We start from the raw sequence: 15,481 nt of genomic DNA, 5'->3' as shown, positions 1-15,481 counted from the left end.
CGAACGCGTCGATGCGGGAGCGTTCGCGAGGATGCGCTTGAACGAGAACGGCCCGCCCGGCGTCGTGCCGAACGGGCCGCCCCAATCACCTGATCGGTCGATCAGCTGTTCGGTGCGAGGTTCACCGCTGCGTACTTGCCGCGACGATCGACCTCGATCTCGAAGCTGAGGCGGTCGCCCTCGTTGAGCGTCGGCATGCCCGCACGCTCGACGGCCGAGATGTGGACAAACGCGTCCGGCTGGCCGTCGTCGCGCTGGATGAAGCCGAAACCCTTCATCGCGTTGAAGAACTTCACCGTGCCGGTCGCCTTCTCGCCGGTCAGCGAGCGCTGCGGGGCACCCTGGCCGCCACGCGGACCGCCCGGTGCGCCACCGAAACCGCCGTCGCGCGGTGCGCGCTCCTGCACCGGCATCGGCTCGCCGTCGATCTTGAGGTCAGTCGCCGAGATGCGGCCGCCGCGGTCGACCAGGGTGAAGCCGAGCGGCTGACCCTCGGCCAGACCCGAGAGGCCCGCCTGCTCGACCGCCGAGATGTGCACGAACACGTCCTCGCCGCCGTCGTCGCGCACGACAAAGCCGAAACCCTTCTGCGCGTTGAAGAACTTGACCACGCCGGTGCCCTCGCCGACGACCTGCGGGGGCATGCCGCGGCCACCGCCGCCGCCACCACCGAAGCCGCCACCGCCGCCGCGGTAACCGCCGCCACCGCCGCCGCCACCGAAGCCACCGCCGCCGAAGCCGCCACGGTTGCCACCGCCGAAGCCGCCGCTGCCACCACCAAAGCCGCCGCCGCCGAAGCCGCCGCGGTCGCTGTCGAAGCCGCCGCCGAAGCCGCCACCGAAATCACCGCCGCCGAAATCGTCGCGCTTGTCGCGTCCACGCCCACCGCGTGCACCGCGGCCGCCCTTGTCGTAACCCATAACCCTGTTCAACTTCCCGGTCCGCCCGTCGCATCCATTGCGAAACCCACGTGCAGGACGGCGAACGTGGCTTCCGGGGCGCGATCGAATAAGCGCCTTGCTCCTCGCATAACCTATCGCGAACGGCTCCGCGACTCGTTTTGTGCAGGTGCAGACGCGAAAAAGCCGGTTTGTGCTAAATCTATCGCAGGATACGCACAACGTACCGCACCTGCGCGGCTTTACCAAGAGCCTGTGGTGGAATGATTCGCCGCCTCAGGCGCCGAACGATCCCGCGCGGTAGAGCAATGTGATCGCGACGCGGCGGTTGCGCGGGTCGCCCGGCACGTTCGTGATCATCGGTTCGCGGTCGGCGACGCCCTCGATCCGGTAGAAGCGCGATTCGGGGATGCCCGCGAGCGCCAGCCTGCGCCTCGTCGCCTCGGCGCGGCCGGACGAGAGCATCCAGTTGTTCATCGCACGCGGGTCGCCGTAGGGCAGGCTGTCGGTGTGACCGCGGATCATGATCGGGTTGCTGGTCGCCGCGATGCCGGTCGCGACCGTGCCGATCAGCTCGGACGCGCGCTGATCGAGCGCGGTCGTGCCGAGCGCGAACATCGAATAATCCGCGTCGTCGACCAGGTCGATCCGCATGCCTTCGGGCGTCATGGTGAAGCGGATGTGCTTGGCGAGCTTCGCGATGTCGGCTTTTCGGGCCAGGCGATCCATTACTTCACGCTTCAACTTGGCGAAGTTCTTCTGATCCTCCACCATTACGTCGCGAGGGCTGCTGCGAAGCGATCCCTTGGGACCATAGCCTTTCTGCGCACCCCCTGCCGACCGGACGATCGCGGTGATTGCCTGCATGCTCGACTGACCGGCCTGCGGACCAAGCTTGTTCTGTGACATGATCGACTCGCCACCAAACGGTCCAACGCCGCCGACGCCGAGCGATTTGTTGTCGATCAGCGTCGGCGCGAAATAATCGGCAATGCCCTTGCGCTGCTTTTCGGTCGTCGCACCCAGCAGCCACAGCAGCAGGAAAAACGCCATCATCGCGGTGACGAAATCGGCGTAGGCGACCTTCCACGCGCCGCCGTGATGGCCGCCGTGACCCTCGATGTAGATCTTCTTGACGATGATCTTGGGCGGCACGTTCGCGCCGTGCGGTGCGCGCGCCATCCTACTTGCCGCGCAGGCCGTCGAACACTTCGGCGAAGCCGGGCTGGTTCTTGTGCTGGATGCCCGAACGCGCCGCCTCGATCACCAGCGGCTGCGGATGGCCGTGCAATGAGGCGATGATGATCTGCTTGACCACGTGATAGATCGCGGCGTCGGCGTCGATCACCTGCTTCAACCGCCCCGCGAGCGGCGAGACGATGCCATAGGCGAGCAGCACGCCCATGAACGTGCCGACCAGCGCCGAGCCGATCATGCCGCCCAGGATCGAGGGCGGCTTGTCGATCGAGCCCATCGTCTTCACGATGCCGAGCACGGCCGCGACGATGCCGAGCGCGGGCAGCGCGTCGGCGAGGCTGGACAAGGTGGTGTGCGGCCCCTCCACCTCGTGGTGGTGCGTCTTGATCGCATTGTCCATCACCTCCTCGACCGCGTGGACGTCGAGCGTGCCCGACGACACGACGACGAGGCGCAGCGTGTCGGCGATCAGGTTGACCAGCGTGTGGTCCTTCAACAGCCGCGGATATTCGGCGAAGACGGCGGAGGACGACGGGTCCTCGACGTGCGGCTCCAGCGCGATCGGGCCTTCCATCCGCAGCATCTTCATTAGTTTCGACACCAGGAAGATGACGTCGAGATAATCCTGTTTCTTGTACTTCGGGCCCTTGAACACCTTGGCGAGCCCGCCGCCCATCGCCTTCAATTCCTTGCCGGAATTACCGATGATGAGCGCGCCCGCGGCAGCGCCGCCGATGATCAGCATTTCGTGCGGGATCGCCTCGAACACCGGGCCGAGCGCGCCGCCGGTGATCGCGAAACCACCGAACACCATGACGAGGAGGACTACGAGGCCGATACCGGCGAACATGCGCGATTCCCTGGGCTATTCGTCCGCATGGTTAACCGCGCGGTGGTAGCGAAGTGGTTAAGCGCGCGAGAAAAGGAGGCGTCGTTTGCCGCGGCTCACGACCCGTCGGCTGCCGTTCGTGGCGATCAGCGGATGTAATCGAACAGCGACAGCTGCGAGAGCTTGGAAAAGCTCGCCTGCGTTGCCGACAGGATCGTCATCGTCTTCTGCAATTCGGTGATCGCGGTGGTGACGTCGACGTCCTCCATGTCGGAACGCGCCGCCTCGCGGTCGGTCGACACTTGCGTAAAATACGCCGCCTGCAAGTCGACGCGGACCGCGCGCGCGCCGACCGAGGCCTGCGCCTGCGTGTTCTGCGCGGTGACCGTCGCCAGATCGGCGGTGTCGTCGCTCGACAGCGTACCGCCCGCCTCCAGCGTCGCGATCATCGCCGTCAGCACTTCACCCAGGTCGCGCCCCGCCTTGCCGTCCGCGCCCTTGACGGTGAGCACGTCGCGCGCGGCGACGCTCGGTTGCACGCTCTGCCCATCGCCGATCGGGATCGCAGACGGCTGTCCCGCGGCGAACGCGAGCGCACCGCTCGCGAGCTGCGTCACCGCCGGTGTTTCCGCCTGCCCCGCCGCCAGCGCTTCCGATCCGCCGAACAACGGCGCACCGCGCGCGTCCTTCGCATTGGCGAGCCCGACGATGCTCGACAGCACGTCCTTCAGCTGCGTCGCGATCGCCTTTTTGGCGTCGTCGGACAGCGTGCCGTTGCCGGCCTGCACCGCGAGCTCGTTTGCCTTCTGCAACTGGTCGCCGATCGAACCCAGCGTCGAATCAGCCTGCGCGAGCACACTCTGCGCGATCTTGACGTTGGCACCGAACGCCGCGTCGTTCGCGCCGGCGGTGCGCAGACCCTGCAGTCGCTGATAGGCGACGGCGTCGTCCGACGGCGCTTGCAGCTTCTTGCCGGTCGATACCTGCGTCTGCAACGCCTCGGCGCGCTGCGTCAGCGCGTTCATCGACGCGGCGGAGCGGCCGTAGAATCCGCTGGCGGCGAAACTGACCGACATCAGCGGATCTCCATCAGCGACTGGAACACGTCCTTGGCGATTGAAATGACGCGGCTGGAGGCCTGATATGCCTGCTGGAAGCGGAGCAGTTGCACCGCCTCGTCGTCCAGGTTGACCGCGCTGACCGAGTCGCGCGCCGTTGTCGCGCCGGTGAGGATCGCATTCTGCGCCTCGCCGACGATTTGACGGTTGGCGATCGCGGCGGCGTTACCCGCGACGAGCCCGGTGATCCCCGCCTCGTAAGCGCCGCTGGCGCGCGCCGCCTGCAGATTGGCCAGATTGCTGCCGTCGCGCGTGCCGCCGCCGGCCGAAGCGGCGGCGATCTGCTTGGGATCGGTGATCGCGACGGTGATGCGGGTGGTGTCGGCCGGATCGACCGCGAACATCGCCATGCCGGCGTTGTTGTTCAGGTCGCGGCCCTGCGCCTGCACGTCGTTGACGCCCGCGGCGAAATCGCGCGCGGTGTCGGCGACCAGTCCGCGCGTGTCGACGATCCGCTGCGCCGCATCGGCGATGCCGGCGAGCGAGCCGCCGCTCGGCTGGAACGTCTGCGCATCCTTGCCGCGCGTCACCGTGAAGGTGACGTTGCCCTGCGCACTGCGCGCGTAGGAAACCTGCCCGGCGCTGCCGCCCGCCACGAGCGTCGGCCCGGCGTCGCCGCCGAGCTTCACGGTCGCGCGGCCCGCCGCGTCGAAGCTCGCCGCCACATCGGACAGCGCGCTCATCTGTTCGAGCAACCGGTCGCGCTGATCGGCGAGGCTCGCCGCGCCCGCGCTGCCCGCGCTCGCCTTGCCGAGCCCGTCGTTCACCTTGGCGAGCGCACCCGCGAGGTTGGACAAGGTCGCCGCGTCGCCGTCGGCGGTCTGGTCGAGGTCGGCCATGACCTGCGTCAGCGCAGCACCGGTGGCGGCGAAACCGGCTGCCACGCCCTGCGCATTCTCCAGCATCACGCTCCGCTGCGCGAGCGAGGCCGGATCGGCGGCGAGCGCGGTCGCTGAGGTGTAGAAACTGGTCAGCCGGCCCGACACGTCGGCGCCGGTCAGCGCGGTCTGGATACGATCCAGCCAGGCCGAGCCCGCCTGCGTGCGCGACAGGTCCGCCCCCGCGCTGCGCACCGCAGCCGATCGGATCGCGTCAGCGGCGCGCTGCGTGCCCGTCACGGTCACGCCGTAGCCGTTGATCCCCTTCAGCCCCGCCGACGACACCTCGGCCATCGTCGCGGTGCGGCGCACGTAGCCCGCCGTGCCCGCATTGGCGATATTCTCCGACGTCGTCGTCAGCGCGCCCTGAAACGCGCGCACCCCGCTGGCGCCGATGGAGAGGAGATCGCTCATTCGGGCAGTGTGCCACCGCCGCCGTTAAGATTCGGTTGCGCGCGCCCCAGGAACTCGGTCATCGCGCGGCCGATGCCGAGTGGCGTGTGTTCCGCCATCGCCTGCACCGTTTTCTGGTCCTGCATGTCGCGAAACGTGTCCAGCGCCTTGCTGTCGAACAAAGGGTCGGCGAGTTTCGCCTGACGCATCGATTTCAGCATCATGCCGGTGAACACCGATTCGAACTGCTGCCCCGCCTTGGCGAGGTTCTCCTTGGTATTCGCGCGCGCGAACGTACTGGTCGCAGTGGTCGGCGTAAGCGACGCGGTTGCGCCCGCGATATTGGGGGTATCGGTCACAGGACGATCAGCTCCGCCTTGAGTGCACCCGCTTCCTTCAACGCTTCCAGGATCGCGACGAGGTCGGCCGGGCTCGCGCCAATCGCGTTCACCGCCTTCACCACGTCGGCGAGCTTGGGGCCGGGGTTGATGAGGAACATCGGCTTGCGCTCCTCCTCCACCGCGACACCCGACTTGCGCTCCAGCGCGGTCTGGCCCTGGCTGAAGGGTGCAGGCTGGCTGATCCGCTGGTTCTCGTCGATGCGGACGGTCAGCTTGCCGTGGGTGACGGCCGCCGCGCCGACGCGCACCGCGGAGTTGATGACGACCGTGCCGGTGCGCGCGTTGACGATCACCTTGGCGGGCGGCTCGGCACTGGCGACGTCGAGGTTCTCGATCTGGCTCATCAACCCCGCGCGGATGTCGGCGCCGACCGGCGCGCGCACCGCGACCGACACCGCGTCGATCGCCTGCGCGGTGCCGAAGCCCAGCCGGCGGTTGATCGCCGCGGCGACGTTCTGCGCGGTGGTGAAATCGGCGCGCTGGAGATTGTAAGTCAGGAACGGCGTGTCGGCAAACCCGGTCGCGACCGCGCGCTCCACCGTTGCGCCTTCGGGGATGCGCCCGGTCGAGGGCACGTTGACGACGATCTGCGATCCGTCCTTGCCCTCCGCGCCCAGCCCGCCGACCGCGAGATTGCCCTGCGCCATCGCGTAGATCTGCCCGTCGGCCCCCAACAGCGGCGCGAGCACCAGGCTGCCGCCGCGAAGCGACTTCGCCTTGCCCATCGACGCGACGGTGATGTCGATCCGCTGTCCCGGCTTGGCGAACGGCGGCAGATCGGCGGTGATCATGACCACCGCGGCGTTCTTCAGCCCCGGATTGACGCCCGCGGGCAGTTGCAGCCCGAAGCGCGAGGCGACCGCCTTCACCGACTGCACGGTATATTCGAGGTTGTCGTCACCCGTCCCGGGCAGCCCGACGACGATGCCGTAACCGGTCAACTGGTTGGAGCGGATGCCCTGAAACCCGCCCAGGTCCTTGATCCGGTCGGCCTGCGCGGGTGCGGCGAGCGCGACCAGCGCCAGCGCGGCCGCGACCAGATGGCGGATGAGCGATCGAGCGGGAATGAAGCCTGTCATGATGCGCGAACCTAGACGGGTCATGGTTACCGCGGCGCTAACGCTGCCGCTCAGAACGGTGAGATCACGCCGAAGAAGCGCGACAGCCAGCCCTGCCGGCTGGCGCGCGCGACGTCGCCCTTGCCGGTATAGGCGATCTGCGCGTCGGCGACGCGGGTGGAGGGCACGCGGTTGTTGATGTCGACGTCCGCCATCCGCACCAGCCCCTTGATCTGGACATATTCGTCGCCGCGATTGAGCGTGACGCGTTTCTGCCCCTGCACCAGCATCGTGCCGTTGGGATACACCTGCGCGACCGTGACCGAGACCTCGCCCGACAGCGAATTGGCCTGGTCGGCCGAGCCGGCGCCGTTGAAGTTGCGGTTGCCGCTGGCGCGGATCGAATTGGGGTCGATGAACGACAGCGGCCCGGTCGCGGGCGGGGTCAGCCCGCCCGCCGCGGTCGAATCGAGCTTCGACGACGCGGTCTTCGACGCCGCGGTCCGCTCCACCAGCACGATGGTCAGCGGATCGCCGACGCGCCGCGCGCGCCAGCCCTCGGTCAGCGCGCCGTAACCGTCCGACACGTGAAAGATCGCGCCGTCGGCGGGCGGCGGCGCGGCGGGCACGATCGGCGCACGCACTGCGGTGAAATCCTCCGGCGGCTTCTTCGCGCCGAACAGCTTCGCGTCGGCCGAGGACGGCACAACGGCGGCGGCGACGAGCGCGGCGGCGGTCGCGCCGAGCGCGAGTTCGATCCAGTGCGCGGATATGGAATGGGGCATACGGCTGGCCATCAGATATTCTGGTTCACGTACTTGAGCATCTCGTCGGTGGCCGAGATCATCTTGGAATTGACCTCGTACGCGCGCTGCGTCTCGATCATGTCGACCAGTTCCTCGACCACGTTGACGTTTGACGCTTCGAGCGCGCCCTGGCGCACCTTGCCGCGCCCGTCCTCGCCCGCGATGCCGAGATTGGCGGCACCCGACGACGCGGTTTCGCGAAGATAATTGTCGCCGGTGCTCTGCAAGCCCGCCGCGTTGGGGAAGCTGGCGACCTGGATCTGGCCTAGGTTCTGCGCCTCGGTCTGCCCCGGCACGGTCGCCGACACGGTACCGTCCAAGCCGATCGTCACCTGCGTCGCATTGGGCGGAATGGTGATCCCGGGCATCACCTGATAGCCCTCGCTGGTGATCAACTGGCCCTCAGGGCTGCGCGAGAAATTGCCCGCGCGCGTGTAGCCCAGCTCACCGCCCGGCAATTGCACCTGAAAGTAACCGTCGCCGTCGAGCATCATGTCGAGCGAATTGCCCGTCTGCTGCGTCGCGCCCTGCGTATCCATCCGCGCGGTGCCCTGCACGCGCACACCGGTGCCCAGATTCAGGCCCGTCGCGTACTTGCTCTCCGAACTCGACGCCGCACCCGCCGCGGTCACGACCTGGTACGACAATGTCTCGAACGCCGCGCGGTCGCGCTTGTACCCCGTCGTGTTCACGTTCGCGAGGTTGTTCGAGATGACGCGCATCCGCATGTCCTGGGCGTCAAGCCCGGTGCGCGCGATGTGCATGGCGGCGGTGGTCATGGGCGGGTTCCTGTTCGTTTGGTTCGTGGGCGGTGGGCAGGTGGATCAGCGAGCCTGGGCGCTAGCTCGGCAGCCGCATCAGCGACGCGCTCGATTCGTCCATCGACTTGGCTTCTTTCAGCAGGTTGGCTTGCACTTCGTAGCTGCGCTGGTTCTCGATCATGTCGACCAGCGCCTGCGTCATGTCGACGTTCGATCCCTCGAGCGCGCCCGAGGCGAGCTTGGCATCCAGATTCTCGGGCAGGTTGCCCCCGCCCTTGACGTGGAGGAGGTTGTCGAGCCCCTTCACCGTGGTCGACCCCTTGTCGGAGACGAGCTTGATCTTGTCGATGACCGTCGTCTCGGTCGCCGCGGCGCCGAGCGGGACGATCGAGATCGAGCCGTCGCCCGCGATCGAGAGCGACTGGTACGGCGGGATCGTGATCGGACCCGATTGCCCCATCACCAGGAACCCGTCGCCGGTCTGCAGCGTGCCCGATTGCGTGACCGACAGGTCGCCGCGGCGCGTGTACGCCTCGCTGCCGTCCGCCGCCTGCACCGCCAGCCAGCTATCATTGCCGGTCAGCGCGACGTCCAGGTTGCGCCCGGTCTGATTGATGGTGCCGGGCGTCCGGTCGGCGTCGGTCACCTCCTCCGCGGTCGGCTGGCGCGCCGACAGCGCGGAGGTGCCGTCCGACAGCGTGATCCGGTCGAACACGACGCGGTCGGCGCGAAAGCCGGTGGTGGACGCGTTCGCCATGTTGTTGGCGATCGCCGCCTGCGCCGCCATCTGCGCGCGCAAGCCGGTCGCCGCGGTATAGACGAGCTTGTCCACCTATCCTGCTCCCAATCCTTGTTTTTGGCCCGGCTCGATTACGCGCGAATGTTGAAGATGGTCTGCGAGATCTGGCTCGCGGTATCGAGCGCCTTCGAGTTCGCCTGGAAGTTGCGCTGCGCCGCGATCAGATTGACCAGCTCCTCGGTGATGTCGACGTTCGATCCCTCGATCGTCCCCGACATCAGCTTGCCGAAGCCGTTCTCGTTCGACGTGCCCATCGTCGCCTGTCCCGACAGGCCGGTGGTGGTCCAGTAATTGCCGCCGTTCTGCTTCAAACCCGTCGGATTGACGAAGTTCGCCAGCGCGACCTTGCCGAGCTTCACGGTATCACCGTTCGAGTAGCTGGCGGTGATGATGCCCGATTCATCGACCGCGACGCCCGAGAATTCGCCCTTGGCCTTCCCGTCCTGGCTGCGCGACACGACCGCGAAGGGCTGCTTGGCGGCGGTGCTGCCGGTCAGGTCGAACGAGATCGTCTGCTGCGCGGTTCCTGCACCACCGGCCGCGGTGGAGAGCGAGATCGCACCGCTCGGCGCGGTCATGTTGCCGTCGCCGTCGAACGTCACCTTGGTGCCCTGCCCGTTGTTGAGCGGCGCGCCCGCGGCATAGCTGTACATCGTCCACGAGGTCGCACCCGACGCATCGGCGACCGCATCCTTGACGAAATAATTGGTCAGCGTGGTCGTGTTCCCGGCCGCATCGATGATCGAGGTGCTGGTCGCGGTGTTATAGGTGGACGCGTCGGCGGCGTTGAAATTGCCCGCGATCTGCGTCGCGGCGGCGTTCAGCTTCATCTGCAGCGTCACCGAACCGGTCGCGACCGCCTCGCCGCTGTTCAGCGGGATGCGCACGTCGCCGACCTTGCTGTTGGCGGGCACGGTGCCGTCGGTTTCGACCGCGTACGCCTGCAACCGGCTGCCCTGCGAGTCGGTGATGAAGCGGTTGGGATCGACCGAGAACGAACCGTTGCGCGTATAAGCCTGCGTCCCGACCGCATTGGGCATGCGCACCGCGAAGAAACCGTCTCCCGCCACCGTCAGATCGAGCAAATTGCCCGTCGTCAGCAGGCTGCCCTCGCTGAACTGCTGGCGGTTCTGCTGCAGCACCGCGCCCGAGCCAACCATGCGGCGCGGATCGGAGGTGAAGTTCGACGCCATCACGTCCGCGAACTCGCTGCGCGACTTCTTGAAGCCGTTGGTCGAGACATTGGCGAGGTTGTGGCTGATCGTCGACAGATCGGTCTGCGCGGCCTGGAGACCCGAGAGCGAGGTGTAAAAGGACATGAGCGTAACTCCGAGAAAGGGGTGAAAACGGGCGTTTGGGGAGAAGTCAGCCGATCTGGCGAACGGCGCTGGCGGGGATTTCACCGAGGCCGGGTGCGGTCAGCATCGTCTGGCCGGTGGCGGTGGACACGGACTGGACCGGCGCCCACACGAGGTTGGTCGCCGATACGAACTGCCCGTCGTTCGACGCCGCCACGCTGACGGTGAAGGGACCGGCGCCCGCATCCTCGCCGGCGTCGGTCTTGCCGTTCCAGTCGTAGGAAACGGTCCCGCCGGTCTGTGCGCCCAGCGACAGGTTCTTCAGCACCATGCCGTTCGCGTCGGTGATCGTGACGCCGACCTCGCTCGCCGCCCCGCCCAGCTCGATCGCGCCCGCGACCCCGCCTGACGTGCGCGCATAGGCAGTGGTGCCCGGCGTCAGCACGGTTTTGCCGATGTAGCTCACCGCGTCGGCGGTGGTGGTCGCACCCAGCTTGTCGCTGATCGCCTTCAAGGTCGTCGACATCTCGGTGATGCCGGCGAGCGAGGAGAATTGCGCCATCTGCGCGATCATCTGCGTGTTGTCGACCGGATTGAACGGATCCTGGTTCTTCATCTGCGCGGTCATCAGCTTCAGGAAATCGCTCTGACCCAGCGTGGTCTTCGCGCCGGTGAGCGCGGTATTGGCGGTGGTCGCCGCGTTGGTGCCGGCGGTGCCGGTGATCGTGGTCATGCTCAGCGGCCCAGCTTGAGGGTGTCGATGATCAGCGACTTGGCGGTCTGCATCACCTCGACGTTGTTCTGGTAGGTGCGCGCCGATTCCATCATGTCGACCAGCTCGCGCGTTTCATCGACCGCGGCCTCGAACACGTTGCCGTCGCGGTCCGCCATCGGATTGGCGGGGTCGTAGCGCTTGGTCGGCGCCTCGCCCGCGGTGACGATGCGCTCGACATCGACCGTCGAGAGCCCGGAAGCGGCGTCGTAGCTGGTGCGGAACACCGGCTTGATCGTCTTGTACGCGGCCTCCGCGGTCCCGGCGATGCCGCCCGCATTCGCCAGGTTCGACGCGCTGGTGTTCATCCGCGTCAATTGCGCGGACATCGCGCGCCCCGCGGTCTGGAAGATGGTGACGGGCGTGCTCATGCGCTTATTCCCCCTTCAGCGCGCGGGTGATCTGGCCGATGCGCCCGTTCAGGAACGACAGCGTGGTCTGATATTGCACCGCGTTCTCGGCAAAGGCGGTCTGCTCGGACGCGAGCTCGACGGTGTTGCCGTCCATGCTCGGCTGGCTCGGCACGCGGTACTTGGTCTGCGCGGTGATGCCGGCGTCGACGTTGCCGCCCGCGCTCGCACTCGCCAGCGCCGACTTCCAGTCCACGTCGCGCGCCTTGAAACCCGGGGTCGACGCATTGGCGATGTTGGACGCGAGCACGCCCATCCGCTGCGCGCGCACCTCCAGTGCGTTTCCGTGTACCCCGAACAGACTGTCGCCAGCCATGTGCCCTGCCTCCTGCGATGCGCCGACAAGGCGCTCGCGGGAACATCAGCAAAGCGCGTGCCAATTCGCAGGCGTGGGAGAAGCGTGGGTCCGTGAAGCGCACCGCGGCGGCGCGGCCGGCAAAGGGTTGCCGGTTGCCGGCAAGCGCACTTGCCGCCTCGCCGATGCAGTGGCTGGACGGTGACCACAAACTATCGCCGCGCTTGATTGGCACGACGCTTGCGGATGCGAGCGCGATGACTCCCGGCACCTTTCTCGATCCCGTCGCGCTCGCCATCGTCGTCGGCGGCACGATGCTGGCAACCGCGCTACGCACGCCCTCGGCGGACCTGATGCGCGCACTGGCGGCGCTGCGTGTGCTCGCTCGGCGGCGTTTCTCGGCCACGGCGCTGCTCGAACAGATCACCGCGCAGGATCGGATCGCGCGGCGGCACGGCGCCATGGCGCTCGACCGCAGCGTGATCGCCGACGCCGATGTGGCGGCAGGCATCGCCGGCGTGGTCGACGGCGTCGCGCCCGAGGTGATCGCGGCCGAGCTCGACGCGCGCCGACGCGCCCGGATCGAGCGCCACCTGGCGGCCGCGGATTGCTGGGCCGGCGCGGCGGAGACGGCACCTGCAATGGGCATGGTCGGCACACTCGTCGGACTGGTCGTGATGTTCACGCGGATGAGCGACCCCGCCGCGATCGGCGGCGCGATGGCCGTGGCGCTGCTCGCGACGCTCTACGGTGCGCTCGTCGCCAATCTCGTCGCAATGCCGATCGCGGCCCGGTTGCGCGCAGCCGCGCGGATCGAGGCGGGTGAGCGGCAGCGGCTGGTTGCGCCGTTGATCGCGCTGGCGACGCGCGAAGCGCCGCGGCCGATGAGCGTCGCGCCGATCCGGGCGAACGCGGCATGACGGTTCACCTGCCTACGCGAGAAGACGACTTTCCCGCCTTCGCAACCGCACGGCCGTTGTGGTTGATCACGCTCGCCGATCTGGCGCTGCTGCTGGTCGGCTTCTTCGTGCTGCTGGAGGCGAACCGGCAGCTCGGCCCGCGCGCGATCACGCGCGCGGTCGCGGTCGGGCTGGGCGTGACCCCGCCCCCGCTCGCGGTCGCCGCCGAGGTGGTGAGCGGCTTTGCGCGCGGCTCCGCGGCCCTGCCCGCCAGCCCCGACGCGCTCGCCGCCTGGGCGCGCGGCGAGTTGCGCGATCCGCGGGTCGCGTTGCGTATCACCGGCGCGACCGATGGCAGCGCCGCCGATATCGACCGAGCGACCGGCAGCGCCGCGCTGCTCGCCAACGACCGCGCGCGCGCAGTCGCCGCGGCGCTCGCGGCGCGCGGCGTGCCGATCGAGCGCACCCAGATTTCCAACGCCGAGGCCGGCGCACGACGCGCGCGCCACGTCCTCATCACGCTCGCCTTTATCGGTGAGGAAGGAACACCATGATCATTCTCGCGCTTCTCGCCGCCGCCGCCTTTCAGGATACCAGTTCGCTCGACCGCGCGGTTGCAGCGTTCACCGCGCGCCCGATCGGCAGCGAGGGCGGCGCGCGCGCCGTCGTCGATCCGCGGCTGCGGCTCGCGCAATGCCCGACCGTCGCCTTGTCATGGCGCAGCGAGGCACACGACGCGGTGGTGGTGTCGTGCGCCGGCCCCGACTGGCGCATCTTCGTGCCCGTGCTTGCCCCGCCGCGCGCCGCAGCCGCAACGCCCGCGGTGGTGAGCGCGGGCGCGGCGATGACGCCCAAGGCACTGCCGCCGGTGATCCGCCGCGGCGATCCCGTGACGATCGAGGCAGGCTCCGACGGTTTCTCGATCACGCGCGAGGGTGTCGCGATCGGCGATGCTGCGCCCGGCGCACGCTTCATGGTTCGCGTCGACGGCACGCCGCGCCCGGTACAGGCGGTGGCGGTCGACACCGGCCGTGCAACGCTGCCCGGCTGGAGCGAATGAAAAAAGTCCTAAACTCCTCCGCGGAACGGCCGTTTGTTCGCCTGTCAGCGACGACCAACAGGTGCGGACATGGTGGACTCGGTCAAACCGACGACGATCAAGGCGAACGATCTGCGCATCGGCGCAGTCACACGGGTGGCAGCAGCCGCGCCCGCGGTGACGGCCGCCCCGGCGCAGGCCGCGATGCCGACGCCGACGCTCGCGAAGACCATGGCCGCGTCGGCACCGATCGATACCGGCCGCGTCGCGCTGATCAAGGATGCGGTCGAGAACGGTCGCTTCCCGCTCTCCCCCGCCAGCGTCGCCGACGCGCTGATCGCCGCGCGCTACGAATGGATGTCGCATGACGCGTCGTGACGCCCTCGTGCGCGTGATCGACGCGCTGCACGCCGAGATCTCCGCGCTCAAGACCAACGACGTCGCCGGGCTGGAGCGCGCGACGAGCGGAAAGCTGAAGGCGATCGAGACGTTGCAGGCGCTGGGCGATGGCCCGGCGACGCCCGAGCTGCGCGGGCTCGCCGAGGAAGCCGACCGGCTGAACGACACCTGCCGCATCTACGTCAACCTGATGGCGGCAAATGTTCGCCGCCGCCTGCAAGTCCTGTCCGGCGACTCTGCCGGCGCCTACGGCCGCGGCAAGCTCGCCTACGCCTGACACGCACCGCCTGGCGCGCTGAGGCGCGCTTGGCACGCCCCTTGCTGATCGACCGGCTCAGAACAGGGCTTTTACCAGATCAGCATGACCGTTTCCGCGATCACCTCGGCGAGCCAGCGCGTCACCTCCGCGATCCAGCGGGCGGCGGCGCGTACCGGCATCGACTTCGATTACCTGATGGGTCAGGCGAAGCTCGAGAGCGGCTTCAACGCGAACGCACGCGCCGGCACCTCCTCGGCGAGTGGATTGTACCAGTTCATCGAGCAGAGCTGGCTGGGCGTGATGAAGCAGCACGGCGGCGAGCACGGCCTTAGCTGGGCAGCGGACAGTATCCAGCGTGTCGGCGGCCGCTACGTGGTGGCGGGCGGCAATCGCGAGGCGGTGCTAGGTCTTCGCAACGATCCCGAGGTCGCGAGCCTGATGGCGGCCGAGCACGCCAGCGACAACAAGGCCGCGATTGAGGGCGCGACCGGGCGAACCGCGACCGGCACCGACCTCTACATGGCGCATTTTCTGGGCCTGGGGGGCGCGAAGCAGTTCCTGTCGGCGATGGCGTCCAACCCGGATCGCGATGCCGCGAGCCTGTTCCCCGCCGCCGCGCACGCCAACCGCAACGTCTTCTATTCGAGCGACGGCAGCGCGCGGTCTCTGTCGGAGGTGTATCAGCGCTTCGCCAGCAAGCTGGGCGACGGCGCGGACGCATCCGGCAGCGGCGTCGCCGCGACCGGCAGCCTGTCGACGATGCAGTTCGCGGCGCAGGCGCTCGGGATGGGTGACGACGCGACGGTGGTGACGGGCGCTGGTGAAAGCGCGAGCGATGCGCTGTCCTGGGCGCGCTCGACGCTAGGCCAGATCAAGGGCCAGGCGGCGAGCCAGGCGTCATTGCTGCGGCCGAGCCCCGACAATGCCCGGCTCGCCTACCTGATGCTCGCGTCGATAGGGGGCCGCTAAGC

At 68.3% G+C, this 15,481-nt stretch carries 20 protein-coding genes; 6 read left to right on the top strand and 14 right to left on the bottom strand.

Translation table 11 applies throughout. The features are described 5' to 3' along the window. Positions 1–101 precede the first annotated feature (101 nt). From Q0579_RS05110 to flgB, 14 genes are all read right to left on the bottom strand, one after another. The gene (locus Q0579_RS05110) at positions 102–920 is read right to left on the bottom strand and encodes a cold-shock protein (RefSeq protein WP_298809836.1); all 819 of its coding nucleotides are present in this window, start codon (positions 918–920) and stop codon (positions 102–104) included. Positions 921–1,175: 255 nt separating this feature from the next. After that, complete coding sequence (locus tag Q0579_RS05105) at positions 1,176–2,081, bottom strand: flagellar motor protein MotB (protein ID WP_298809832.1); 906 nt, start codon at positions 2,079–2,081, stop codon at positions 1,176–1,178. Position 2,082: 1 nt separating this feature from the next. Further along, the gene (gene motA, locus Q0579_RS05100; RefSeq protein ID WP_298809830.1) at positions 2,083–2,946 is read right to left on the bottom strand and encodes a flagellar motor stator protein MotA; all 864 of its coding nucleotides are present in this window, start codon (positions 2,944–2,946) and stop codon (positions 2,083–2,085) included. A 125-nt stretch (positions 2,947–3,071) separates the two neighbouring features. Beyond that, positions 3,072–4,001 (bottom strand): flagellar hook-associated protein FlgL, encoded by a 930-nt coding sequence (flgL, locus tag Q0579_RS05095; protein WP_298809828.1) that lies wholly within the window; start codon positions 3,999–4,001, stop codon positions 3,072–3,074. Next, entirely contained in the window at positions 4,001–5,335 is a 1,335-nt protein-coding gene (flgK, locus tag Q0579_RS05090) for a flagellar hook-associated protein FlgK (RefSeq protein ID WP_298809826.1), read from the bottom strand. The genes flgL and flgK overlap by 1 nt, the downstream gene beginning before the upstream one ends. Further along, positions 5,332–5,673 carry a rod-binding protein gene (locus Q0579_RS05085; protein WP_298809823.1) on the bottom strand — a complete coding sequence of 114 codons (342 nt, stop codon included), beginning with the start codon at positions 5,671–5,673 and terminating at the stop codon, positions 5,332–5,334. Before Q0579_RS05085 ends, flgK begins: the two co-directional genes overlap by 4 nt. After that, complete coding sequence (locus Q0579_RS05080) at positions 5,670–6,794, bottom strand: flagellar basal body P-ring protein FlgI (protein ID WP_298809948.1); 1,125 nt, start codon at positions 6,792–6,794, stop codon at positions 5,670–5,672. Before Q0579_RS05080 ends, Q0579_RS05085 begins: the two co-directional genes overlap by 4 nt. Positions 6,795–6,844: 50 nt before the next feature. Beyond that, positions 6,845–7,570, bottom strand: a complete 726-nt coding sequence (locus tag Q0579_RS05075; protein ID WP_298809821.1) for a flagellar basal body L-ring protein FlgH — start codon at positions 7,568–7,570, stop codon at positions 6,845–6,847. Then, positions 7,570–8,358 (bottom strand): flagellar basal-body rod protein FlgG, encoded by a 789-nt coding sequence (flgG, locus tag Q0579_RS05070; protein WP_298809818.1) that lies wholly within the window; start codon positions 8,356–8,358, stop codon positions 7,570–7,572. Before flgG ends, Q0579_RS05075 begins: the two co-directional genes overlap by 1 nt. A 61-nt stretch (positions 8,359–8,419) precedes the next feature. Then, entirely contained in the window at positions 8,420–9,172 is a 753-nt protein-coding gene (gene flgF, locus Q0579_RS05065; RefSeq protein ID WP_298809814.1) for a flagellar basal body rod protein FlgF, read from the bottom strand. Positions 9,173–9,210: 38 nt separating this feature from the next. Continuing rightward, entirely contained in the window at positions 9,211–10,458 is a 1,248-nt protein-coding gene (locus tag Q0579_RS05060) for a flagellar hook protein FlgE (protein WP_298809811.1), read from the bottom strand. 46 nt (positions 10,459–10,504) lie between these two features. Next, complete coding sequence (locus tag Q0579_RS05055; RefSeq protein WP_298809808.1) at positions 10,505–11,170, bottom strand: flagellar hook capping FlgD N-terminal domain-containing protein; 666 nt, start codon at positions 11,168–11,170, stop codon at positions 10,505–10,507. Positions 11,171–11,172: 2 nt separating this feature from the next. Then, a complete protein-coding gene (flgC, locus tag Q0579_RS05050) occupies positions 11,173–11,580 on the bottom strand; it encodes a flagellar basal body rod protein FlgC (RefSeq protein WP_298809805.1) in 408 nt (135 codons plus the stop codon). Between the two features lie 4 nt (positions 11,581–11,584). Further along, positions 11,585–11,935 (bottom strand): flagellar basal body rod protein FlgB, encoded by a 351-nt coding sequence (gene flgB, locus Q0579_RS05045; protein ID WP_298809802.1) that lies wholly within the window; start codon positions 11,933–11,935, stop codon positions 11,585–11,587. A 92-nt stretch (positions 11,936–12,027) separates the two neighbouring features. On the opposite strand from flgB, the gene Q0579_RS05040 reads away from it, so the two are divergent. From Q0579_RS05040 to Q0579_RS05015, 6 genes are all read left to right on the top strand, one after another. Beyond that, a complete protein-coding gene (locus Q0579_RS05040; protein WP_298809799.1) occupies positions 12,028–12,834 on the top strand; it encodes a MotA/TolQ/ExbB proton channel family protein in 807 nt (268 codons plus the stop codon). After that, complete coding sequence (locus Q0579_RS05035; protein ID WP_298809797.1) at positions 12,831–13,367, top strand: flagellar motor protein MotB; 537 nt, start codon at positions 12,831–12,833, stop codon at positions 13,365–13,367. Before Q0579_RS05040 ends, Q0579_RS05035 begins: the two co-directional genes overlap by 4 nt. Then, positions 13,364–13,873 (top strand): flagella basal body P-ring formation protein FlgA, encoded by a 510-nt coding sequence (locus Q0579_RS05030; RefSeq protein ID WP_298809796.1) that lies wholly within the window; start codon positions 13,364–13,366, stop codon positions 13,871–13,873. The genes Q0579_RS05035 and Q0579_RS05030 overlap by 4 nt, the downstream gene beginning before the upstream one ends. Positions 13,874–13,942: 69 nt before the next feature. Next, positions 13,943–14,230, top strand: a complete 288-nt coding sequence (locus Q0579_RS05025) for a flagellar biosynthesis anti-sigma factor FlgM (RefSeq protein ID WP_298809795.1) — start codon at positions 13,943–13,945, stop codon at positions 14,228–14,230. After that, complete coding sequence (locus tag Q0579_RS05020; protein ID WP_298809793.1) at positions 14,217–14,528, top strand: flagellar protein FlgN; 312 nt, start codon at positions 14,217–14,219, stop codon at positions 14,526–14,528. Before Q0579_RS05025 ends, Q0579_RS05020 begins: the two co-directional genes overlap by 14 nt. An 84-nt stretch (positions 14,529–14,612) precedes the next feature. Continuing rightward, positions 14,613–15,479 carry a lytic transglycosylase domain-containing protein gene (locus tag Q0579_RS05015; protein ID WP_298809791.1) on the top strand — a complete coding sequence of 289 codons (867 nt, stop codon included), beginning with the start codon at positions 14,613–14,615 and terminating at the stop codon, positions 15,477–15,479. Positions 15,480–15,481: the final 2 nt, after the last annotated feature.

Origin of the sequence: uncultured Sphingomonas sp. (assembly GCF_936927845.1) — a bacterium.
Lineage (GTDB): Bacteria > Pseudomonadota > Alphaproteobacteria > Sphingomonadales > Sphingomonadaceae > Sphingomonas.
The sequence above is the reverse complement of the archived record's forward strand: the minus strand, read 5'-3'. Positions and strand labels throughout refer to the sequence as shown.